Here is a 22,026-nt window from a genome sequence, read left to right on the forward strand (position 1 = left end):
GAAGCTGCCCCTTGGGGCAGCTTCTTTTTACTTCCAAACCTCAGCTCGTCGGCTGTTCGCCCAACTGCGGCTGTGGCTGCGGCGCTGGCTTATGCTTGAAGATCGGCACCAGGATCATCGCGCCGAGCAGCATTATGATGCCGGATACGGCATAAATCCCGACGAGCGGGAAGACCGTTTTCAGCACGCCGGACAACGACATCATGATAACCATCATCCCCATGAACATCGGACTAAGCACGCCGTTGACGCGGCCGACATAAGACTGTTCCGTCCATTGCAGGATCATCGTGTTGATCCCGATCTGGATGCAAGGGAACGTCAGGCCGTTCAGAAACTGCAGCACCAGGGTTAACGGAACACTGGTCGACAGCCCCATGCCCACGATACAAACGGCGCTAATCGCCATCCCGAAAGCAAGCAGGATTTGGGGCGGAACTTTTTTGGCCAAACCCATGATCGCACCGCCGCCAATCAACATCGCTACACCGTTAACCGCCAGCAGGAATTGCAGGAATTCCTTAGGCTGACCCAACCGTTCGGTGACGACGAATAACCCCAGCGTCTGAATGATCCCGACGGAGAAGCCGGCGATCGCAAACGTCGCGCCCAGCACTTTCAGCACCGGGCTGCGCCATACATAACGGAAGCCATCCGCCAATTCTTTGCGGATATTGCCGCTTTGCTCCCGTTTCGTCTCCTGCTCCTCATCCGCCGGAAGCCGGAACAGCACCACAGCGGAGATCAGGAACGCCACGCCCATGACACCAATCGATACATAGATCCCAAACTGATGATAGGAGAAAATCCCCAGCGATGGCCCAATGACCATGAAAATCGCCACCAGCGACTGGAATAACGCCATTCCCTGCTGCACCTTCTCCGGATGAACATGCTGCTTGAACAGCTTCATCACCGAAGGCTGCGAGAACTGCGATAGAATCGCCGAGATAAAGGTGGCAAAATAAACAGCTTCCCACGACTCATACAACAAGGTCAGCAGAACGGCAAATACCGAGACTGCGGACAAGAAGTCGCACCAGATCATCGTCCGTTTCGGCTTCCACCGGTCAGCGAACGCTCCCCCGATGAAGGAGAACACAAAGATGGGCGCAAACTCCACGACAGAAATCAGCGAGATCGCGAGCGGATCGTTGTTGGTCTGGTCTGTTACGAACATCAGAATCGCAAAGTTGCGAACCCAGATCCCGATCTGCAAAAACAGGTTGGAGATCAGGATCGTTTGGTAGAACCGGTTCCGGAACAAACTGCCGGAAGCGGGCATTGCCTGTGAATCTTGACTCATCTAATAAACACCTCATTACCTCATAACTTGCTAGGATGAACTATAGATTATCCATATTTCATAGAGGGATGTCAAATGTTTCTTTTATACCCTCGTTTCAGGTAAAAATCACTCCGAAGCCGCCGTCTTAACTTCCTGTCGACTCGGGGCTCCCGGTCCGTGCCCCATCATTTTGGCGTTGCCCATAAAGCACACCGTGATCAACGCCAGCACTGCCGGTACGAGCGTCCACCAGAACATCGTTGTGATCGACTTCGACAGGCCGCCCACAATCTGCTCCAGAACTGGAGCCGGAATCGCCTTGCGCGCTTCGGAGGCGAGCAGCGTCCGCGGATCGTCCATGGATGGCAGCCCTTCCGCCCCGCCGCCCGTGGCGGACAGCGATTCGCTTAACCGATTCGCAAACAGGTTACGTTGCACGATCCCGAACACGGTAATCCCCACCGTCATCCCCAGCGAACGAATGAAGGACATAGTTGAGCTGGCGGCTCCCCGCTGCGATGGGCCGAAATCTTGAATCGCGGACATCCCCAGCACGGAGAACGAGAACCCGACGCCAAATCCCGCAATCGCCATGTAGATGGACAGCAGTGTTTTGGATGTGTCCGGCGTGATCGTCGCGAGCAAAGCAATCCCTGCCATAAAGATGACGGCCGACAGCACCATGACGTTGCGGAAGCTGGTACGCTGCACGAGGAAGCCCCCGACCTGGGAAGCGACCACGGAACTCAATGTCATCGGCAGCAGGATTAAGCCGGAATTAGTTGCCGTACCGCCTGTTACCCCTTGCACAAACAAGGGGATATACACGGAAGCAGCGATAAACGCGGCGCCATAGAACAGCCCGGCCAGATTACTGCTGGCAAATAGGCGCTTACGGAACATCCCGAAGGAAATAATCGGCTCCTCCGCCTTACGCTCGACCAGCAGGAACGTGGTGAATAACACAGCAAATGCCGCGAACAGCCCAAGGATTTTCCCGGAATCCCAGGCGTACAACTGCCCGCCCAGCTCCAGCGCAAACATCAGAGCGACGATCGAGCCGATTAAGGTCAACGCGCCCCACCAATCGATCCGCTGCTTCGCATGGACGGCCGATTCCTTATAAAAGGCCAGGATCAGGAACAACGCGAGGATGCCTAGCGGGATATTGATGTAGAAATTCCAGCGCCAATTCAAATGATCGGTGATAAAGGCGCCAAGCAGCGGGCCGGCAAGACTGGAGATCCCAAATACTGCGCCGAACAAACCACCCATGGCGCCGCGTTTTTCCACCGGAAATACGTCAAACACGATGGCAAAAGCGATCGGCATCAACGCCCCGCCCCCGATCCCCTGGATCGCGCGGTAGACGCTAAGCTGCACGATGGTGTCGGCCGTACCGCATAACACGGATCCCAGCAAAAACATAGCGATGCCAAAGACAAAAAATCGTTTGCGTCCATACATATCGGACAGTTTACCGAAGATCGGCATTGCCGCCATTTCGGCGACCATATACGCCGAGGTGACCCAGACGTATTTATCCAGGCCGCCCAGCTCGGATACGATGGTTGCCATTGCGGTGGACACGATGGTATTGTCCATTGCCGCCATCAAAATGCCGAGCAGCAGGCCGGCGACGACGAAACCGAGACGGCTGTTTGATTGCGCGTTCATCCTTCGTTCCTCCAAACGTTCAGGTGTTCCCCCACTTCCGCGTGCGGGTCCTGATGATAATGTTTTGTATATTCCACGAGCCGGATCCGGCAGCCGGGACCAATCGAGACATCCCCGCCGCGCACGACGTCGGCTACGGTATTTTCCAAACGAATGACATCGCCTTCGATGAGGTTTGCCTGCAGACCCGGTGTCCCCCAGGACTTGAACAACGATACCCACTTCCATGTCGGATGCGGGGCGATGCGGATCTGTCCGCCGACGATTTCGGCGGCTTGGCTGCGACCGAACATTGCAATTTCCACACGCTCCGCGTTGATCGTCCCTTGAGATTGTATCGCTCCTTTAAGGCGCAACCGCTCGGCTTGGCAGTCGCCTGACAGCTCGCAGCTCCCATACAACCCGATGTCCACACCGGAGATGCCGCCATCGATGCGGAGCTCCCCGTTAAGCCGGGCTTTGCCGACTTTCAAGCCTCGCCGGACACTAAGGTTGCCGGTCAAGCTCAACTCCTCGCCGCTCATCGGGCCGGACACAGCAATCGTGCCCGTTGCCTTCATTGTCCCGGTACGCAATCCACCGTCAACCTCCAGCGTTCCCGTACAGGTCAGGGTACGGCAATCCACATCCCCGTTGATATCGCCTTCGCCAACGATCTTAACCTTATTGAACATCCCGCCGTTTGACGTCCCGTTGCCGACGATTTTTAAATCGGTACTGCGATCACGGTCATCCCGTACTTGTACGGCCATCCCCATTCCCTCCTATTTCATTGTCGATTTATTTCTGTTCCGCGCGTCCGACCGAAGCCTGCGGCGAAACCTCATAACGTTCCTTATATTCCACGCGGCCAATCTCGCAGCCCGGTCCGATTACGACCGAGTTGCCGCGCACTACATCCGCCTTCGTGCCTTCCAACTGAATGTCGTCCCCTTCGATCACGCCTGCCGTTAACCGGGAAGCCCGCAGCGAGGACAGATAGTCTAACAGCCGTTTGCTCTTTCGCTGCCGCACGACAATGGACTCCCCACCGATCTCTTTGGCGTGACTAGGGCCTTCCAGATCAATCGTTAAGCGTCCAGCATTCAACATGCCGCCAACTTGAAGCTGACCGTACACTTCGGCTTCCTCGAACTCGGCGTTGCCTTCCAACTTCAAGGCGCCATCCACCTTGGCCGACTCCCCGGTAACGGAACCCCCAACCTTGAGGATCCCGCGGACATGTAACCGAGAGAATCGTACATCCCGGCCGATTTTAAACATCCCGTCCAGCTCGAACCTTCCGCCTCGCAATGATTCTTCCGATGAACCGGTGCCGTTCAGGTGGAACTCGACCGCGTCGACCGTACCTCGGATCTTTAGGGTCCCGTTAGCCCCCAGCATTTCGCAGGTGATATCTCCGTTTAGCGTAGCTATCCCTTCAGCCTGAATTTTACGATACGTGCCGCCGGACGCCAGACCCACCCCGTTGATCTTCAAATCCTTCAGGCTTCGATCCGCCATTACCCTTCACTCCCGCTCACCAATAATTTCAATTCCTCCGTACAACGTGCCAGCGATAGACGGACGACTGTCCTGACGCTGCGGTCCATATAAATCTCGATATCCCCCGGTACCAGAATAAAAGCGGCCACCCCCATTTTACGGGTGAGACGCACGCCGCATTCCTGTCCGGCCAAGCCCGGCAAATATTCTTCCAGTGCTTGAACCAGTAACCGGCCTTCCTCCAGTGAAATATCCCCGCTTTGCAGCAGCTTGTCGAGCACGTAAACGGTAAGCATCTGATCGAAACCCAATAGCGACATCCCTTCAGACTTCCCCGCAGTCTCGATATATAAGTTCAAGGATGTAGATGTAACAATGTTTCTCTCCAAAAGTTCTCCTGCACTAAGACGGATATCCCCTGGGCTCGGTGAAAAGACATCCGCCAATGCATCCAGCGACAAATCATCTTTCATACCCAGAATTCGGTCGATGCGCTGCAGGATTTTCTCCCTTGGAAAAAACGTCTCCTGTCCCGTAAAAGACGACTTGCGGATAAACCATGGCTCCGGGATCAGGTTTTTGCGCTTCCAGCGGTATAGCTGCCCATACGAAATCCCTGTCAGATCAAGCAATTCCTTCTTGGAGATCAATTCCTCACTCATGTTCATGCTCCTTTCTTGCTCCAATAACGTAACATAACATTGTTACGTTGTAAAGCGGGCGTGAGCGGATACCGAACAAGAGCGTTGCTGCTATTCATCTTAATCGACTTCCCTACGACCTCCATCCGTCTCGGGGCGGATTTCTGCGCCCGGCCCAAGGTGGAAATTGAGGAAATCAAATAACCCCCTTCGCCAATGATTATGGCTCAGGGGGCTAAAACTGCCTCTATAGGTTATAACTTAAACCGATCGATCTGGGCATGCATATCCGCTGCCATTCGTGCCAATCCTTCCGAAGCGGAGGAGATTTCCTCCATGGAAGCCAGTTGTTCTTCGGTCGCAGCCGTTACGCCTTGGAAGCTCTCCATGCTGCTGGCCGAGGTCGCTGCGATCTGTTCGACAGAGTGGGCAATTTCATCGGCACTAGCCGACATTTGCTGTGTTATGGCCGACACCTCATGAATCTGCTCCGAGATGCGCTGCGTGGAACGCTCGATCGCCTGGAACGCCGTTTGCGCCTCCTCAGTCACCGACATCCCTCGCTCCACATTGGCATTCACTTTGTGATTCATCATTTCATAAGCCTTGCCCGTGAGCTCGGTCATCCGCCCGATGTTCTGTTGAATCATTTCCGCCGTCGATCCAGACTGTTCCGCTAGTTTACGCACCTCGCCCGCAACAACCGCGAAGCCGCGTCCCTCTTCTCCAGCACGCGCCGCTTCGATCGCCGCATTTAACGCGAGTAGATTGGTTTGGTTCGCGATCTCGGTTATTGCGCTGCTCATCCCGGCTACTTGTCCGCTGAGCTCGTTCATCTGCTGCATCAACTCCGCCGATTCCAGCGTCGATCTGCGGATTTCCTCCATCTGCAAGCCAACGAGGTTGACCTTCTCGCTTCCATCCCGGACATCCCCTACCGTCTGCATCGACGACTCGACGATCGTACCGGATGCTTCGGCGATTTTCCGGATACCTTGGGACATTTCGTCCATCGTATCGGCACTTTCCGCCGAGGTGGAAGCTTGTTTCTCCGCCTGATCCGAAGCGGTCTGAACCAACTCGGCGACATATTCCACCGCCTTGGCGTTCTGTTCCGTCCCTGCGGTTAACTCTTCACTCGAGGCGGCAAGCTGACTTGCCGTCTCGGACATCTCCCGAACCATTTGCCGCAAGGAAGCCAGCATCCCGTTATAGTTCGCGGCCAATTGTCCGATTTCGTCCTTACGTTTCGTGGCTACATCCTCGTTCAAGTAACCTTCGCTGACGCGTTTAGCTGATTGGTTCAACTGCTCGATCGGACGCGTGATGTTTAGAATGACCAATAACAGCAAGACGCCGGCAACGACCAACGAGATCGCCAGGACAATTAGAGACGTCCACATAATCGGTAGCGAAGCGTCGCTGAATTCCTTCACATCCAGAACCCCTACGATTTTAAAACCCGTCAGCTGATTTGTTGTAAAAAACGCACTTTGCTCCGTCCCGGATACCGGATCGGTATATTTCATATAGCCCGATTCCGCCGCATTGATTTGAGATAAATGGTTTCCAACGGCCTCTTCGCCGACCGCGCTTGTTGGGTGCGTGACAAACTTGTTCGTGCGGTCCACAATATAGACAAATCCACGTTCTCCCAAGCGAATGGCGCTAACATCCTGGTTAAGATCCGCAAGGTCCAGGGCGACCGTGATCGCTCCTTGATGGTCCTTCAGCGCACGGCTGATATACAAGTTGTAATTCCCCGTCGTTGCTGATTTGAACGGATCGATAATGACCGTTTGCTCCGGGCTTCCTAACGAGGCTTTGTACCAATCCCGTTCCCGAGGATCGTAATCCTGCTTGCCGGGATCAGGAGCTTTCATCCAGGCACCGTTTTGATTCCCGACGACCATGTTTTCCAGTTCCGGGTGTTTCTCCACGAACAAATCGATTAATGTCCGAAGCTCGGGGGAATATGTATCCACTTGAGCCGAATCGATTTCCTGGACCAACTGCTCTACATTTCGAACTTCTGCCTCCACGATCTGCGTGATTGAGTCGTTGAGCAGGTTCACGTTCGATTGTGTGCTGGCATCCATTTTCTCATGCAATTGCTCACTGGCCCGGTTGAAGCTCGTGTAAGAGACCACCAGGTTGGGTACGATCAGCAGTACAGCAAAAATAATCAATAGCCGGTTACGCAATGTCCTGACTTCCACCAAATTCCGAATCCTTGTAAATAGTTGCTTCATGCTTTGTTTTCTCCTTTTATTTTATGGGCATCCTGTCGTCTCTTGCTGTGTGCCAGGGGTCGATCAACTGCAAAAACGGTACCGGATGTCGACCAATTCTGATTTTGTTAGAGTTCATACATAGATTTACCGCGTTGGCAGTGATGGATCTAACATCTATTTCGACAAATTACGACCATTTCTTTAGTGTTTTTTCAGAAAGTTTCTTCAACTTTCGATAAATTTCTTGCAAATTCCTGATAATTTCAAATATTGAAAATATTCATCCAACTGGACCGATCCATGTCGGCCGAACACAAAAAAACAGCCGTTCGTCCGAGGACGATGGCTGTTTCCGAAATGTGCGTAGGACCACTAAAGTGGAGGTCTTCGCTTATTTACTTTTTTCCGCGTACTCTTGTGTCCACGTACGTCCCGCTTTCAGCATACTCTCCGCGCGTTCGATCGCCGCAGTGACTTGAGGAGTCGCCGTCCCGCCGTACACATTACGGGCATTCACGACACTCTCCGGCTGCAGCACATCATAAATACTGTCGTCGAACAGCGGCGAAAACTGCTTGAACTCCTCCAGCGTCAGGTCCAGCAAATATTTGCCGTTCTGGATGCAATACAGCACGGTTTTGCCGATGACCTCATGCGCCTGGCGGAACGGTAGGCCCTTGTTCGCCAGGAAGTCGGCGATGTCGGTCGCGTTGGAGAAGTCCTGGTTCACTGCCTCGCGCATCCGCTCCTTGTTCACCTTCATCGTGGCAATCATCGGCGCAAACAGCTGCAGCGCGCCTTGCAGGGTAGCAACCGTATCGAACATGCCTTCCTTGTCTTCCTGCATGTCTTTGTTGTACGCCAGCGGCAGCGACTTCAGCACGGTCAACAACCCCATCAGATTGCCATAGACGCGCCCCGTTTTGCCGCGAACCAACTCTGGCACGTCCGGGTTTTTCTTCTGTGGCATAATGCTGCTGCCGGTGCAGAACGCGTCATCCAGCTCAATGAAGCGGAATTCCGTGCTGCTCCAAAGGACCAACTCCTCACTGAGCCGCGAGAGATGCATCATCAGAATAGAAGCGTCGGCGAGAAACTCGACGATAAAGTCACGGTCGCTCACCGCATCGAGGCTGTTCTCATATACGCCGTCAAAATGCAGCTGTTCGGCCACGAAATGGCGATCGATCGGGAACGTCGTCCCAGCCAGTGCCCCCGCGCCCAGCGGAAGAACATTGATTCGCTTGTAACTGTCCTGCAGGCGCTCGATGTCGCGCTGAAACATGGACACATACGCCAGCAGATGATGAGCGAACAGGATCGGCTGCGCCCGCTGCAGATGGGTATACCCCGGCACAATCGTGTCGAGATTGGCTTTTGCTTGTCCCAACAGCGCCTCCTGCAGCTCTTGCAGCAGGCCAACGAATTCCACCACCCGCTTGCGCAGGTAGAGATGCATATCCGTGGCCACCTGGTCGTTGCGGCTGCGCCCGGTGTGCAGCTTCCCGCCGACCGAACCAACCTCGTCGATTAGCTGCTTCTCGATGTTCATATGGATGTCTTCGTCCGACACGGAATATTCCAGCTCGCCGCGGCGGATTTTGAGCAGGACCTGATGCAGGCCTTCCTTGATCTTCTCGACGTCCTCTTCCGGCAAGATGCCGCATTTGCCCAGCATGGTGACATGCGCGAGACTCCCCTGCACATCTTCCTCCGCCAGCGCTTTATCAAACCCGATGGAGGCGGTATATTCCTCAACTAAACGGTTGGTCTGCTTCGTAAAGCGGCCACCCCACAGCTTGCTCACCTGACCCACTCCTTACCAACATTAATCAGAAGAAGAAATGTATTCGATTTTTCGAGTATATTTCCTCGCATATGTCCGAAATTGCCGATTCTATTCGAAAAATCATACAGATTCTCGCCTAAGTCCCGCATAATGCACCATTATATACGAAATTTCATACACATTGGGGTCGAATCGCCGGAAATCGGCAAATTGTATTCGGTTTTTCGAATAGATTTTCCGAACCGAATAGACTTGAAAGTACCTTTACTTGCCGCTATTTTGCGCCACACCCGTGCCGACTTTCAACCGCAATGCGTTCAGATTGATGAAGCCCGTTGCGTCGCCTTGGTCATACGCCTGCGACGGATCGGCCTCCATTGTAGCAATGTCCGGATTGTACAAGCTCACCGGACTCTTCACGCCGGCGGCGATGATGTTGCCTTTGTACAGCTTCACGCGCACCGTGCCCGTGACGTTCTTCTGGCTTTCCGTCACCAGCGCTTGCAGCGCGAGGCGTTCCGGCGCAAACCAGAAGCCGTTGTAAACGAGCGTGCTGTAGCGGGTGATCAGGCTGTCGCGCAGGTTCATGACCTCGCGGTCCATCGTCAGCGACTCCATTTTGCGGTGGGCCGTGAACAGGATCGTCCCGCCCGGCGTCTCATAGACCCCGCGGCTCTTCATGCCAACGAAGCGGTTCTCGACCATGTCGACGCGGCCGATACCGTGTTTACCGCCCAGCTCGTTCAGCTTCTCCATCACCGCGAGCGGATTCAACCGATCGCCGTTCAGCGCTACACAGTTGCCCTGCTCGAACTCCAGCTCCAGGTATTCCGGCTGATCCGGCGCATCCTCCGGCGAAGCGCTGAGCAGGAACATGTCCTTGTTCTCAGGTGCTGACGCGTCGAACCACGGATCCTCCAACACGCCGCTTTCATAGCTGATATGCAGCAGGTTGCGGTCCATCGAATACGGCTTCGCCGCCGATGCCGTGACCGGAATCCCGTTCGCTTCAGCATAAGCGATCATCTCCGCCCGTCCCGGGAACCGATCGCGGAACTCGCTCAGCCGCCAAGGCGCGATGACGCGGATCTCAGGCGCCAAAGCAGCAGCAGCCAGCTCAAAGCGCACCTGGTCGTTGCCTTTGCCGGTCGCACCGTGGGCGATGGCCGTCGCGCCTTCCGCGCGGGCGATCTCCACCATCCGCTTCGCAATCAGCGGGCGGGCGATACTGGTGCCGAGCAGGTATTGACCTTCATACAAAGCGCCCGATTGGAACATCGGATAGATGAAGTCCTTAGCGAATTCGTCGCGCAGGTCGTCGATATAGACTTTGGAAGCCCCGGTCGCGAGCGCCTTCGCTTCGAGTCCATCAAGTTCCTCCTTCTGACCAATGTCCGCCGTAAACGCGATAATTTCCGCATCATAAGTCTCTTTTAACCACTTCAGGATCACCGACGTATCCAAGCCTCCGGAGTACGCCAGTACGATTTTTTCCTTTGCCATGATTCCTAGTCCTCCCCGAATAATTATCCTATCAAAGCGGCCATCAGCGCTTTTTGCGCGTGCAGCCGGTTCTCTGCCTGGTCAAAAATAATCGAATGCTCGCCGTCAATCACGCCTTCACTCACTTCCTCGCCCCGGTGGGCTGGCAGACAGTGCATAAAGACATAATCCGGCTTCGCGTACCGCGCCAGCTGTTCGTCGACCTGGTAATCCCGGAAGGCAACTTCGCGTGCCTTCTGTTCCTCCTCGAAGCCCATGCTCGCCCAAACATCCGTGTAAATGGCGTCAGCGTCTTGAAGCGCCGCTTTCGGATCGCGGACCACTTCAATAACTGCCCCCGTTGCTTTGGCAATTTCCTGCGCGTCCGCCACGATTTGCGGATCCGGTTCATACCCTTCCGGGCTGGCAACCGATACATGTACGCCAAGCTTCGCTCCGCCGATCATCAGCGAGTGGGCCATGTTATTGCCGTCCCCGATGTAGGCCAGCTTCAGTCCTTGCAGCGTACCTTTATACTCGTATAGCGTCTGATAGTCAGCCAGCACCTGGCACGGATGCGCCAAGTCGCTAAGACCATTGATCACCGGCACAGTTGCGTAGCGGGCCAGATCAACCACTTTTTCATGACCGAAGGTTCGGATCATGATGCCGTCCAGGTAACGCGACATCACTCCCGCCGTATCGGCGATCGTCTCGCCGCGTCCGAGCTGGATATCGTTTTTGCTGAGAAAAAGAGCGTGGCCTCCCAACTGATACGTCCCCACTTCAAAAGACACTCGCGTCCGCGTCGACGATTTTTCAAAAATCAATCCGACGGTTTTCCCTTTCAACGGCTGGTACTCCTCGCCATTCTTCTGCTTTCGCTTCAGCTCGATAGCCAAATCGATCAAATAGTGGATCTCTTCGGTTGTGTAATCGGTGAGTTCTATAAAATCGCGGCCGCTAAGATTCATGCTGCTGCGTTTCGATGGTTCCAGCAATGTCATGGGTTTAGTTTCCCTCCTTGGCTAAATAGGCGGCAACAACCTCGGCCAAAATCGCCACGGCCTGGTCGATCTCTTCCTTCGACACCTTAAGGTTTGGCAGCAAACGAATCACGTCAGGGCCGGCGGTGACGAACAGTAACCCGTGTTTCTGCCCGAGCAGAACAATATCGCCAACCGGGCCTGCGCACCCGATGCCGATCAGCAAACCTTTACCGCGTACCTCTTTGATGAATGGCTGATCCTTAAACGTCTCCTTCAGGAGACCCACCAAGTAGTCGCCCATCTCCGCGGCATGCTCCGGAATGCGCTCCTCCTGCATCGTCTCCAGTGTCGCGATGATCGCCGACGTTACGACGGGGTTCCCGCCAAACGTAGAAGCGTGGCTGCCTGGAGGAAAAGCTTCGCGTAAGTATTCTTTAGCCAACATCGCCCCGGCCGGTAAGCCGCTGGCAATCCCTTTGGCCGATGTGAAAATATCCGGCTTGATGCCGTAATGCTGATGCGCAAACCAAGCTCCCGTACGTCCCATGCCGGTTTGCACCTCGTCGATGATCAGCAGCAGGCCTTGTGCCTTACACAGCTCGGCCAGCTCCTGCACGAACGCCGGCTCGACCGGATACACGCCGCCTTCAGCCTGCACCATCTCCAGCATGACCGCCGCCGTTTGCGGACCAATCGCCGCTTTGAGCGCGGGGATATCATGCAGGGGCACGGTCTTGAAGCCCTCCGGAAGCGGCAGGAAGCCGTCCTTCACCTTCTGCTGGCCGGTGGCGGTCAGCGTAGCCAGCGTCCGGCCATGGAAGGATTGCTCGAACGTAATCATCTCGTAGCGGTTCGTCCCTTTAACCTTCTGATGGTAGCGCCGCGCCAGCTTGATCGCCGCTTCGTTGGCTTCGGCACCGCTGTTGCAGAAGAAGACGACGTCCGCACAGCTGATCTCCGTTAGCTTCCGCGCTGCAGTCTCTTGCTGCGGAATATGAAACAGGTTGCTCACATGCCACAGCTCATCCAGTTGCACCTTCACTTTAGCCGCCACCTTATCCGGCGCATGGCCCAGGTTGGCGACCGCAAGGCCGCTCATGAAATCGAGGTAGCGGTTGCCCTTATCGTCCCACAGCCAGCTGCCTTTCCCTTTCACCAAATGAATCGGGTACCGAGCGTAACTTGGGAACAACGCGCTGGGTTTACTCTCTTCCGCTGCGGCTGCCGAAGCCGTTGCGGCTTCCTTCAGATCACTTTGCGCCATCGTATCTTCCACTCCCATCTTCTTCATGATTAATAATTAATATAACATAACCTGTACCCACCAATTCGCTACGCCATGCGTACGATTCGGGTCCCGATGCGTTCGCCGGACAGCACTTTACCGAGCACGCCAGGCTCGCTGCCGCCCACGATGACGGCTTCCTTCACACTGCCGCTGATGCAAGCCACTGCGGCGCGCACCTTCGGGATCATACCGCCGTAAATTTCTCCGGTGGAGATCATATCCTCAATTTGCTGGACCGTGATCGTCTCCAGCACTTTCTTTTCGTTGCCTGTCATCTTCAAAATCCCCGGCACATCCGTCACAACGATCATCCGCGAAACGCCAAGTGCGGAGGCAACGGCGCCCGCGGCCGTATCCGCGTTAATATTATAGCGCTGCGCGCCGTTGGCATCGATGCCGACGGGGGCAATGACCGGGATGTAGCCGAGGTCAAGCACACCGCCGATCAATTCGGCATTAACGTCAGTTACGTCGCCGACGAGCCCAACCTCTTTGTGGTTCGCGACGTGTTTTGCCTGCAGCAGACTGCCGTCCGCGCCAGACAAGCCGATCGCTTTCCCGCCATTCTGGGTAATGCGGCGCACGATCATTTTGTTAATGCTGCCCCCCAGAACCATTTCCACGACATCCAGCACTTCTTCTGTCGTATATCGCAGCCCGCCAACAAACTTGCTTTCGATCCCCAACTTGCCGAGGTTCTCCGAAATCGCAGGCCCACCGCCGTGCACAATCACTGGCTTTACTCCGTCCTTCTGCAGTTGCACCAGGTCGGCAAAAAAAGAATCCGGCAGCTCCGCGAGCGTGCTGCCGCCACATTTCATCACAAACATTGTTGGTTGGCTCCTTTCCGGAGTTTAACTAGGTTCGATACGCCGCGTTGATGCGGACGTAGTCATAGGTCAAGTCGCAGCCCCAGGCGGTGGCTTCACCTTTACCGTTATGCAAATCAACGGAGATAGCCACGGTGTCGCCTTTCAGATAGGCGAGCGCCTCTTCCTCATTGAAAGGAATCGGGCGTGAGCCCTCCAGTACGACGATGTCGCCCAGCTGGATGTCCACCGTTTCCGGGTTGACCGGCTCGCCGGCACGGCCGACCGCGGCAATGATGCGGCCCCAGTTGGCGTCGGCGCCAAACACCGCCGACTTCACCAGGCTGGAGCCGACGATAGTCTTGGCGATCGCGCGAGCGGAGTTGTCGGTCACAGCGCCGCGGACCGTCACTTCCACAAGGCGCGTTGCGCCTTCGCCGTCGCGGGCGATCGCCTTCGCCAGCGTCTCGCACACGTGGCGGAATGCGGCAGCAAACGCGTCCCAGTCGGCATGCCCGGTCGACAACTCCCGGTTGCCGGCCAGTCCGCTGGCCATCGCCAGCAGCATGTCGTTTGTGCTCGTATCGCCGTCGACCGTGATCATGTTAAATGTCACGTCGGTCGTCTGCCCGAGCAGGCTTTGCAGCGCCTGCGGCTCAATGGCGGCGTCAGTCGTGACGAACGCCAGCATCGTAGCCATGTTCGGGTGAATCATCCCCGAACCTTTGGCGGCCCCGGCGATCGTCACCTCGCGGCCGTCCACGTCAAGCTTCACGCACACCTCTTTCTTCACGAGGTCCGTGGTCAGAATCGCCTGGCAGAACAGCTCGGCCCCCTCGCCGTTCGCCGCCAAAGCCGCCGGCAGTCCAACAATGCCGGCGTGAACGCGTTCCATCGGCAACAACTCGCCGATGACGCCGGTGGAGGCTACGGCGACTTCGTCTTCGCCGAGCCCAAAAGCTTCCGCCGCCGCGGCACGCATCGCATACGCATCGGCTTCGCCTTGCGCGCCCGTGCACGCGTTGGCGTTGCCGCTGTTCACGACGACGGCCCGCAGCCGCCGCCCCCCCGACGCGACGCTCTCGCGCGTCACTTTCAAAGGCGCGGCCTGGAATACGTTCGTCGTATATACGGCCGCGGCCACCGCCGGCACCTCGCAGAGGATCGCGCCGAGATCGTTGCGCGTCGTCTTCTTCAGACCGCAATGCAGCCCGCCGGCCCGAAATCCCTTCGGCGAGGTTATGCTCCCCTCCGGCGCTACACTGAATAAACTAACCACTCCCATGACGTACTCCTTTCACAACCTAAGTAAGTAGATAAAAACCTATGGGTAAACCGGCGTCAGCTTCAAACCGGTCGTCTCCTCCCAGCCCATCATCAGATTCAGATTCTGAATCGCTTGCCCGGCCGCGCCTTTGACCAAGTTGTCAATGACGGATACGATCGTCAGCCGGCCGGTACGCTCATCTGCCGCAAAACCGATGTCGCAATAATTCGAGCCGAACACTTCCTTCGTCGCCGGCCATTTCCCGTTGTCCCGGATCCGGACGAACGGACGCCCTTCATAATACTGGCGGTACAGCTGGATTAAATCTTCCTCAGTATATGCGCCCTTAAGCTGGGCGTACATCGTGCACATAATCCCCCGCGTCATCGGCACCAAATGCGTCGTAAACGTCACCGTCACCGGCTCACCGGCGATATGGCCCAAGGTTTGCTCGATCTCGGGGATATGCTGGTGTTTGTTCACTTTATACACTTTCATATTTTCATTGATTTCCGCGTAGTGGTTCGTCAAGTTCATGCCCCGGCCCGCACCGGACACGCCTGACTTGGCATCGATGATGATGCTCGCCGGATCAATCCAGCCCGCGCTCAGCGCCGGGATCAGGCCAAGCAGCGTTGCGGTTGGATAACAGCCCGGGTTGGAGACCAGCTCCTTGCCTTTCACCTCGTCACCATAAATTTCGGCTAGGCCGTACACGGCCTCCTCAAGGAATCCTGCCGCCGGAGCCTCATGCTTATACCAAGCCTCGTATTCACTACCGTCCTTGAGCCGAAAATCGCCAGACAAGTCGATCACCTTCAGCCCCGCTTCAAGCAACTGCGGCACCAGCTTGGCACTGACTCCGGACGGCGTTGCGGTAAATACCACATCGACCTTGGCCGCGAGCTCCTCCGGATTCAAACCGTCCAGTGGTTGAACAATAATTTCCGACAAATGCGGGAAGCCGTCTGTCAATGGCTCTCCGGCGCTGGAGACGGATATGACCGATACGATCTCAGCATGCGGATGTCCCCATAAAAAACGAATCAGCTCCACGCCCCCATACCCCGTGGAACCGACGATGGCTACTTTTACTTTTTCCCCATTCACGACGTTAACCTCGCTTCCTCTCCCGATGTATAAGCCTATGAAATCAACAATATGCATTATTCCGAAGTAAATATGTATTATTATACGGCCGAACTTATATAAATACAACAACTCTCGCAAAAAATTTCCCCTTCCATGTCAGGCTTCCCTCAGCTGACTTTTATTGCAGGTCCCGAATCAAGTATAGTAAGAAGGAGTCCATTTCGACCGCAGATGAAGGAGGAGAGGCAACATGACGACCGGTAGAACTATCGCATTCGTATACGCTCATCCCGATGATGAGACATTTGGTTGTTCATATCTGATCCGGCAAATCGCCGATGAGGGGGGCACCGCCGTCCTGCTGACGGCGACCCGGGGAGACGCTGGCAAAACCGGACATTTGGGGGAGATGACACGCGAGCAGCTGGCTGCCCGAAGGGATAAGGAATTGGACAAAGCCGCCGCGATCCTGGGCATCTCCGTCGTTGAGCAGTTGGGACTGCCTGACGGTAAGCTGAAGGAGGCAGACCCGGCTATGCTGCAAGCGAAGATCGCCGACTTTCTGCAGCGGCATCAGGCCGAGGTGGTGGTCACGTTCCCGGAGGATGGCCTATCCGGACATTCGGATCATATCGTGATCCATCATGCCGTGAATGAGGTGGTGTTTGGCGGCCAAACGCCTTCCGTACAGAAGCTGTACTATAACCAATTTGGCTCGTATACTTCGGATCATTCCAGCGTGTTGCGCGTGGAAGCCGGCGATCGTTGGGAAGCCAAACGCCAAGCGCTGGCCGCCCATGAATCGCAAATCTGGAGCGTTGAACGCGTTTTCGGCGTTTTGGGTCCGGAGTTGCCGCCCGGCCACCAATTCGAGTCGTTTGAGTTGGTCTGGGAACGAGGCCTGCGGTATCCGCAAGGGAACGAGACCTCCATCTACGACGGCTTGCTATAACAAAAAACCGTCCGAACTTCTTCGGACGGTTTTTTCCATTTTCTGAGAAATAAAAGGCCTACTGTGCGGGAGCTTTGCATGATTATCCCTTTCGCTCAGATCTCAGTGCAACCGACAAACTCGGCTTGTTTAGACTAAGTGCAGTCCGTCCAGTTCCCCTTAACAAAAGGGATAATGGTGCAAAGGAGCGATAAAGAGACTCACCCAGGCGGGGTGATGTCACTCGCCCTGCACTTTTTTGAACCCTTCTCCTAGCACCTCGTGAGCATTCGTTATGATCACAAAAGCGGTCGGATCCAGCGTCTGCACCAACGTCTTCAGCCGGGTCACCTCGCTTTGCCCTACGACAACCATCAGCACGGTCCGCGCATCGCCGGTGTAACCGCCGCGACCGTCCAGTTTGGTGAGCCCCCGGTCCAGGTGGGTCAGCACCGCCTGCGAAATCTCCTCCGTCCGCTCCGCAATGATGTAAGCGACCTTCGTATAATTAAAGCCCATCTCAATGGCATCGATGATTTTGCCCGTGATGTACAGGCCAATCAGGGCGTACAGCGCTTTTTCCGGGGACAGCAGAAACCCTGCCAACGCGATCACGATTCCGTCCATCATCACGACGCAGACGGAGAGGCTGAGGCCGCTGTATCTTTGGATAATTTGCGCCAAGGTGGACAACCCGCCGGTGGATCCCCGGCCCCGGAACACGATCCCCAGCCCAAGCCCTACGCCGATGCCTCCATATAAGGAAGCCAGCAGCGGGTCTGTCGTCGGCACGGGCATATCTCGAGTCAAAAAGACGAAGAAAGGCAACACCACGGTGCCGAGCAAGGAACGGATGGAATAATCGCGCCCAAGCAGCAGGTAACCTGCGATAAAGAGCGGGATGTTCAGCGCCCACTGGGTGTAAGCCGGCTCGATGCTTAACAGCGACTGAACGATGATCGAAATCCCCGATACCCCGCCCGAGGCGATATTGCTGGGCACCAGAAACAGATTGAATGCCAAGGCAGTAATTAACGAACCTACGATAATCATCACCGTGTCCAGCGTGTGGCGAATCGGACCGGTGACCGGGATGTATTCTTGTAATCGGCGTTTACGAACTTTCGGCGGCATTCCTGCCCCTCCTTACTTGCATTAGGCGCTCCCGCCGATTAGCTCTCTGTCTTAATTTGGCTGCGCAGATAGCCGTCGATAAAAGCGTCCAGATCCCCGTCCATCACCGCGCCGACGTTGCCCGTCTCCACGGAAGTCCGGTGATCCTTGACCATGCTATACGGGTGGAACACGTACGAGCGGATCTGGCTTCCCCAGGCGATATCCGATTGCTCGCCGCGGATCTCGTCCAGCTCGCGCTGCTGCTCCTCGATCTTGCGTTCGTACAACTTGGAGCGGAGCATCGTCATCGCCCGTTCGCGGTTCTTGATCTGCGAGCGTTCGTTCTGGCACGTCACCACGATCCCTGTCGGGATATGGGTGATGCGCACCGCCGAGTCGGTCGTGTTGATGTGCTGGCCGCCCGCGCCACTGGCACGGTACGTGTCGATCTTCAAATCCTCGGTACGGATGTCAATCTCCACGTCATCGCTAATCTCCGGCACAACGTCGCAGGAGACGAAGGACGTATGCCGGCGTCCGGAAGCGTCGAACGGCGAGATCCGCACCAACCGGTGCACGCCTTTCTCCGCCTTCAGGTAGCCGTAGGCGTTATAGCCCTTGATCAAGAGCGTAACGCTCTTGATCCCGGCTTCGTCGCCCGGCAGATAGTCCAGCGTTTCGACTTTGAAGCCGCGTTTCTCCGCCCAGCGGGTGTACATCCGCAGCAGCATTTGGCCCCAGTCCTGGGACTCGGTGCCGCCTGCGCCGGGATGCAGCTCAAGAATCGCGTTCATTTTGTCGTAAGGCTGGTTGAGCAGCAGCTGGAGCTCAAACTCCTCCAGCTTCTTCACAAGCGAGGTGACGGAGCTGCCGATCTCCGCAGCCAACGATTCGTCGCCTTCCTCGTCGGCGAGCTCGGCCATCATTTCCAGCTCGTCGTATTCGTTCTGCAGCGCCGTGTACTGGTCCACGGAGGACTTCACCGCATTCATCTCGGCGATAATGCCCTGGGCTTTATCGTTATCGTCCCAGAAGTCGGGCGCCGCCATTTTCTCCTCATAGTTGGCGATCATCTCTTGCTTCAGATCTAAGTCAAAGAGACCCCCTAAGGTTGGTTAATTTCTTCGCGATTTCGCGCATGTCCTGTTTCACGTTCGGATCGATCATACGTTGGATCCCCTTTCGTTCTTCGAATTCACAGCCCAAACGGGCAAAAACGGGCGACCCGGGGATTCCCAGGCCACCCGCTGTATCTGCTGACTTCAGGCCTTGCAATTTACTTCGTGATCAAAAGATGACATGACTTTTAAGCGTTTTGGCCGTGGCAGTGTTTATACTTCTTCCCGCTTCCGCAAGGACAAAGGTCGTTACGTCCGATAGTGTCGCCGCGTTTGACCGGACGTTTCTCAGCCGGTTCGCCGCTTGTGGAGATCTTATCCTCGTCCACAACCGCTTGACGCTCCTGGTTCGATTCGACCTGTGCTTTCATGATGTAGGTCGCAACCTCTTCCTGGATGCTGGCGATCATCGCGTTAAACATTTCGTAGCCTTCAAATTGATATTCGCGCAGCGGATCCGTACCGCCGTAAGCCCGAAGATGAATCCCTTGACGCAGTTGATCCATCGCGTCGATATGGTCCATCCACTTGCTGTCCACGGAACGAAGGGCGATCACCTTCTCGAATTCACGTACCATTTCGGGACCGATGGCTTCTTCACGGGTATCGTATTTGGCCAGGACACGTTCAAAAACAAACTCGACCATCTCGTTAGGTTCTTTACCCCACAGATCGTCTTTGGTTACCGCGCCTTCGTCCAGCAGCTTGCTGTTCACGTAATCTGCAACCTCTTGCAGCTCCCAGTTCTCCGGCAGCTCGTCAGCGGTATGCGCTTCAACGACTCGCTCGATAACCGGCTTGATCATATCGAGAATGATCTGCTTGATGTTATCCGATTCCAGCAGCTCGCGGCGCTGTTTGTAGATGATCTCGCGCTGTTGGTTCATCACGTCGTCATATTGCAAGACGACTTTACGTACGTCGAAGTTGTTGCCTTCAACACGTTTTTGCGCGGATTCGATCGCACGGGTGATCATCTTGCTCTCGATCGGTTGGTCTTCCTCAAAGCCAAGTCGGTCCATCATGTTCAGCACGTTATCCGCACCAAACCGCTTCATCAATTCATCGCCCAGCGACAAGTAGAACTGCGTGGAACCTGGGTCGCCCTGACGTCCGGCACGGCCGCGCAGCTGGTTATCGATCCGGCGCGATTCGTGGCGTTCGGTACCTATGATATGCAGGCCACCCAAATCGGCGACGCCGTCCCCCAGCAAAATGTCGGTACCGCGGCCCGCCATGTTGGTGGCGATGGTCACGGAGCCTGGTTCCCCGGCGCGGGAGATGATTTCGGCCTCTTCCGCGTGATATTTCGCGTTCAGCACTTTATGTTGAACGCCTTTGCGTTTCAGCATCTCCGATACGCGTTCGGAGTTCTCGATGGAGATCGTACCGACGAGCACCGGTTGATTTTTCTTATAGCGTTCTACGATTTCTTCTACGACCGCCTTGAACTTACCGTCGACGCTCTTATAGACGACGTCCGGCATATCCTGGCGCTGGTTCGGCCGGTTGGTCGGCACTTGCAGCACTTCGAGGCCGTAAATTTTCTTAAACTCCTCTTCCTCCGTCTTCGCCGTACCGGTCATCCCGGCCAGCTTGCGGTACATCCGGAAGTAGTTCTGGAATGTGATCGTTGCCAGTGTCATGCTTTCGTTCTGAACCTCGATGCCTTCTTTGGCTTCGATGGCCTGGTGCAAACCGTCGCTGTATCGGCGGCCTTGCATGATCCGGCCCGTAAATTCGTCGACGATCAGCACTTCGTCTTCCGTCACAACGTAATCGACGTCGCGGCGCATGATGACATTCGCTTTGAGCGCCTGCACCACGTGGTGGTTCAGCGTAACGTGTTTATGGTCATACAGGTTATCAATGCCGAAGACGCGCTCCGCTTTGGCGACCCCTTTTTCGGTCAGCGAAACGGCCTTGACTTTAATGTCTACGGTATAGTCTTCTTCCGGCGTTAGGGTCTTCACGAACCGGTCCGCTGCATAATACAGCTCGGTCGATTTCTGAGCTTGGCCGGAAATAATGAGCGGTGTCCGCGCTTCATCGATGAGAATGGAGTCCACTTCGTCAATGATACAAAAATAGAGCGGCCGCTGTACCATCTGTTCTTTGTAAAGCACCATGTTATCACGCAGATAGTCGAACCCAAATTCGTTGTTCGTCCCGTACGTGATGTCGCAAGCATAAGCTTCTTGCTTCTGCTCATGCTCCATGCCGTTCAGGTTCACCCCAACCGTCATGCCGAGGAAGTTGTAAATCTGCCCCATCTGCTGGCTGTCGCGTTGTGCCAAATAGTCGTTGACGGTAACGACATGCACGCCTTTCCCCAGGAGCGCATTCAAATAAACCGGCAGGGTTCCGACCAGCGTTTTCCCTTCACCGGTTTTCATCTCAGCAATTCGGCCTTCATGAAGCGCCATCCCCCCGACCAACTGCACGTCGAAGTGACGCATGCCCAGCGTACGCTTGGAAGCTTCCCGTACCGTGGCAAAAGCTTCCGGCAGCAGATCATCCAGCGTTTCGCCTTTCTCGATCCGTTCCCGGAACTCGGCGGTTTTCGCCTGCAACTGCTCGTCCGAAAGTGCCTCAAATTGCGGCTCCAATGAATTAATATAATCTACCGTCTTCATCAGACGTTTGACATCACGTTCGTTCGTGTCGCCAAAAATCTTCTTTACTATTCCCAGCATGATTTACCCCTTTCACGCATAAACAGATGATTTGCCTAAATTGTAACAGTTTGTAAGGCACGCCGCAACACGCCCCGTCACGTCTGCACTGCGGTAAAGCGCCTTTGTATACGAATAAAGAGCC

Annotated in this window: 17 protein-coding genes; 1 reads left to right on the forward strand and 16 read right to left on the reverse strand. The window is 55.5% G+C overall.

Translation table 11 applies throughout. The features are described 5' to 3' along the window. Positions 1-40 precede the first annotated feature (40 nt). The 13 genes from M0651_RS17655 to argC form a co-directional block, all read right to left on the reverse strand. Positions 41-1,306, reverse strand: coding sequence for an MFS transporter (locus M0651_RS17655; RefSeq protein WP_248553049.1), 1,266 nt, complete (start codon positions 1,304-1,306; stop codon positions 41-43). A 108-nt stretch (positions 1,307-1,414) separates the two neighbouring features. Further along, on the reverse strand, positions 1,415-2,965 hold the full coding sequence (locus M0651_RS17660) for an MDR family MFS transporter (protein ID WP_248553050.1): 1,551 nt from the start codon (positions 2,963-2,965) through the stop codon (positions 1,415-1,417). Continuing rightward, entirely contained in the window at positions 2,962-3,717 is a 756-nt protein-coding gene (locus M0651_RS17665) for a hypothetical protein (RefSeq protein WP_248553051.1), read from the reverse strand. Before M0651_RS17665 ends, M0651_RS17660 begins: the two co-directional genes overlap by 4 nt. 28 nt (positions 3,718-3,745) lie before the next feature. Next, positions 3,746-4,468, reverse strand: a complete 723-nt coding sequence (locus M0651_RS17670) for a hypothetical protein (RefSeq protein ID WP_248553052.1) — start codon at positions 4,466-4,468, stop codon at positions 3,746-3,748. Then, positions 4,468-5,112, reverse strand: coding sequence for a YhbD family protein (locus tag M0651_RS17675; RefSeq protein ID WP_248553053.1), 645 nt, complete (start codon positions 5,110-5,112; stop codon positions 4,468-4,470). Before M0651_RS17675 ends, M0651_RS17670 begins: the two co-directional genes overlap by 1 nt. Before the next feature lie 233 nt (positions 5,113-5,345). Further along, positions 5,346-7,343 (reverse strand): methyl-accepting chemotaxis protein, encoded by a 1,998-nt coding sequence (locus M0651_RS17680; protein ID WP_248553054.1) that lies wholly within the window; start codon positions 7,341-7,343, stop codon positions 5,346-5,348. 373 nt (positions 7,344-7,716) lie between these two features. Then, the gene (gene argH / locus M0651_RS17685) at positions 7,717-9,132 is read right to left on the reverse strand and encodes an argininosuccinate lyase (RefSeq protein WP_248553055.1); all 1,416 of its coding nucleotides are present in this window, start codon (positions 9,130-9,132) and stop codon (positions 7,717-7,719) included. A 246-nt stretch (positions 9,133-9,378) separates the two neighbouring features. After that, on the reverse strand, positions 9,379-10,617 hold the full coding sequence (locus M0651_RS17690; RefSeq protein WP_248553056.1) for an argininosuccinate synthase: 1,239 nt from the start codon (positions 10,615-10,617) through the stop codon (positions 9,379-9,381). 23 nt (positions 10,618-10,640) lie between these two features. After that, positions 10,641-11,603, reverse strand: a complete 963-nt coding sequence (gene argF, locus M0651_RS17695; protein ID WP_248553057.1) for an ornithine carbamoyltransferase — start codon at positions 11,601-11,603, stop codon at positions 10,641-10,643. 4 nt (positions 11,604-11,607) lie between these two features. Then, on the reverse strand, positions 11,608-12,849 hold the full coding sequence (locus M0651_RS17700; RefSeq protein WP_248553058.1) for an aspartate aminotransferase family protein: 1,242 nt from the start codon (positions 12,847-12,849) through the stop codon (positions 11,608-11,610). A gap of 68 nt (positions 12,850-12,917) precedes the next feature. Beyond that, complete coding sequence (gene argB / locus M0651_RS17705) at positions 12,918-13,703, reverse strand: acetylglutamate kinase (protein WP_248553059.1); 786 nt, start codon at positions 13,701-13,703, stop codon at positions 12,918-12,920. Positions 13,704-13,731: 28 nt separating this feature from the next. Beyond that, entirely contained in the window at positions 13,732-14,967 is a 1,236-nt protein-coding gene (gene argJ, locus M0651_RS17710) for a bifunctional glutamate N-acetyltransferase/amino-acid acetyltransferase ArgJ (protein ID WP_248553060.1), read from the reverse strand. 39 nt (positions 14,968-15,006) lie between these two features. Then, positions 15,007-16,059 (reverse strand): N-acetyl-gamma-glutamyl-phosphate reductase, encoded by a 1,053-nt coding sequence (gene argC, locus M0651_RS17715; protein ID WP_248553061.1) that lies wholly within the window; start codon positions 16,057-16,059, stop codon positions 15,007-15,009. A 232-nt stretch (positions 16,060-16,291) separates the two neighbouring features. Between argC and M0651_RS17720 the strand changes: the two genes are divergently transcribed. Continuing rightward, positions 16,292-16,993, forward strand: coding sequence for a PIG-L deacetylase family protein (locus M0651_RS17720; protein ID WP_248553062.1), 702 nt, complete (start codon positions 16,292-16,294; stop codon positions 16,991-16,993). Between the two features lie 219 nt (positions 16,994-17,212). Here the strand turns inward: M0651_RS17720 and M0651_RS17725 are convergent, their stop codons facing one another. From M0651_RS17725 to secA, 3 genes are all read right to left on the reverse strand, one after another. After that, positions 17,213-18,106 (reverse strand): YitT family protein, encoded by an 894-nt coding sequence (locus M0651_RS17725; RefSeq protein ID WP_248553063.1) that lies wholly within the window; start codon positions 18,104-18,106, stop codon positions 17,213-17,215. Positions 18,107-18,144: 38 nt separating this feature from the next. Beyond that, a protein-coding gene (prfB, locus tag M0651_RS17730; protein ID WP_248553064.1) for a peptide chain release factor 2 occupies positions 18,145-19,255 on the reverse strand; the annotation gives its coding sequence in 2 pieces (ribosomal slippage) (positions 18,145-19,182 and positions 19,184-19,255; 1,110 coding nt in all). 139 nt (positions 19,256-19,394) lie between these two features. Further along, a complete protein-coding gene (gene secA, locus M0651_RS17735) occupies positions 19,395-21,902 on the reverse strand; it encodes a preprotein translocase subunit SecA (RefSeq protein WP_248553065.1) in 2,508 nt (835 codons plus the stop codon). Positions 21,903-22,026: the final 124 nt, after the last annotated feature.

This window comes from Paenibacillus mellifer, assembly GCF_023195895.1.
In the GTDB taxonomy this organism is placed as follows: domain Bacteria; phylum Bacillota; class Bacilli; order Paenibacillales; family Paenibacillaceae; genus Fontibacillus; species Fontibacillus mellifer.

Coding starts and splice junctions, on each gene's coding strand:
- M0651_RS17690 (WP_248553056.1), bottom strand. CDS start 10,617: ATGGCAAAGGAAAAAATCGTACTGGCGTACTCCGGAGGCTTGGATACG.
- argJ (WP_248553060.1), bottom strand. CDS start 14,967: ATGGGAGTGGTTAGTTTATTCAGTGTAGCGCCGGAGGGGAGCATAACC.
- argF (WP_248553057.1), bottom strand. CDS start 11,603: ATGACATTGCTGGAACCATCGAAACGCAGCAGCATGAATCTTAGCGGC.
- M0651_RS17700 (WP_248553058.1), bottom strand. CDS start 12,849: ATGGCGCAAAGTGATCTGAAGGAAGCCGCAACGGCTTCGGCAGCCGCA.
- secA (WP_248553065.1), bottom strand. CDS start 21,902: ATGCTGGGAATAGTAAAGAAGATTTTTGGCGACACGAACGAACGTGAT.
- M0651_RS17720 (WP_248553062.1), top strand. CDS start 16,292: ATGACGACCGGTAGAACTATCGCATTCGTATACGCTCATCCCGATGAT.
- M0651_RS17660 (WP_248553050.1), bottom strand. CDS start 2,965: ATGAACGCGCAATCAAACAGCCGTCTCGGTTTCGTCGTCGCCGGCCTG.
- M0651_RS17655 (WP_248553049.1), bottom strand. CDS start 1,306: ATGAGTCAAGATTCACAGGCAATGCCCGCTTCCGGCAGTTTGTTCCGG.
- M0651_RS17670 (WP_248553052.1), bottom strand. CDS start 4,468: ATGGCGGATCGAAGCCTGAAGGATTTGAAGATCAACGGGGTGGGTCTG.
- M0651_RS17675 (WP_248553053.1), bottom strand. CDS start 5,112: ATGAGTGAGGAATTGATCTCCAAGAAGGAATTGCTTGATCTGACAGGG.
- M0651_RS17665 (WP_248553051.1), bottom strand. CDS start 3,717: ATGGCCGTACAAGTACGGGATGACCGTGATCGCAGTACCGATTTAAAA.
- M0651_RS17680 (WP_248553054.1), bottom strand. CDS start 7,343: ATGAAGCAACTATTTACAAGGATTCGGAATTTGGTGGAAGTCAGGACA.
- argB (WP_248553059.1), bottom strand. CDS start 13,703: ATGTTTGTGATGAAATGTGGCGGCAGCACGCTCGCGGAGCTGCCGGAT.
- M0651_RS17725 (WP_248553063.1), bottom strand. CDS start 18,106: ATGCCGCCGAAAGTTCGTAAACGCCGATTACAAGAATACATCCCGGTC.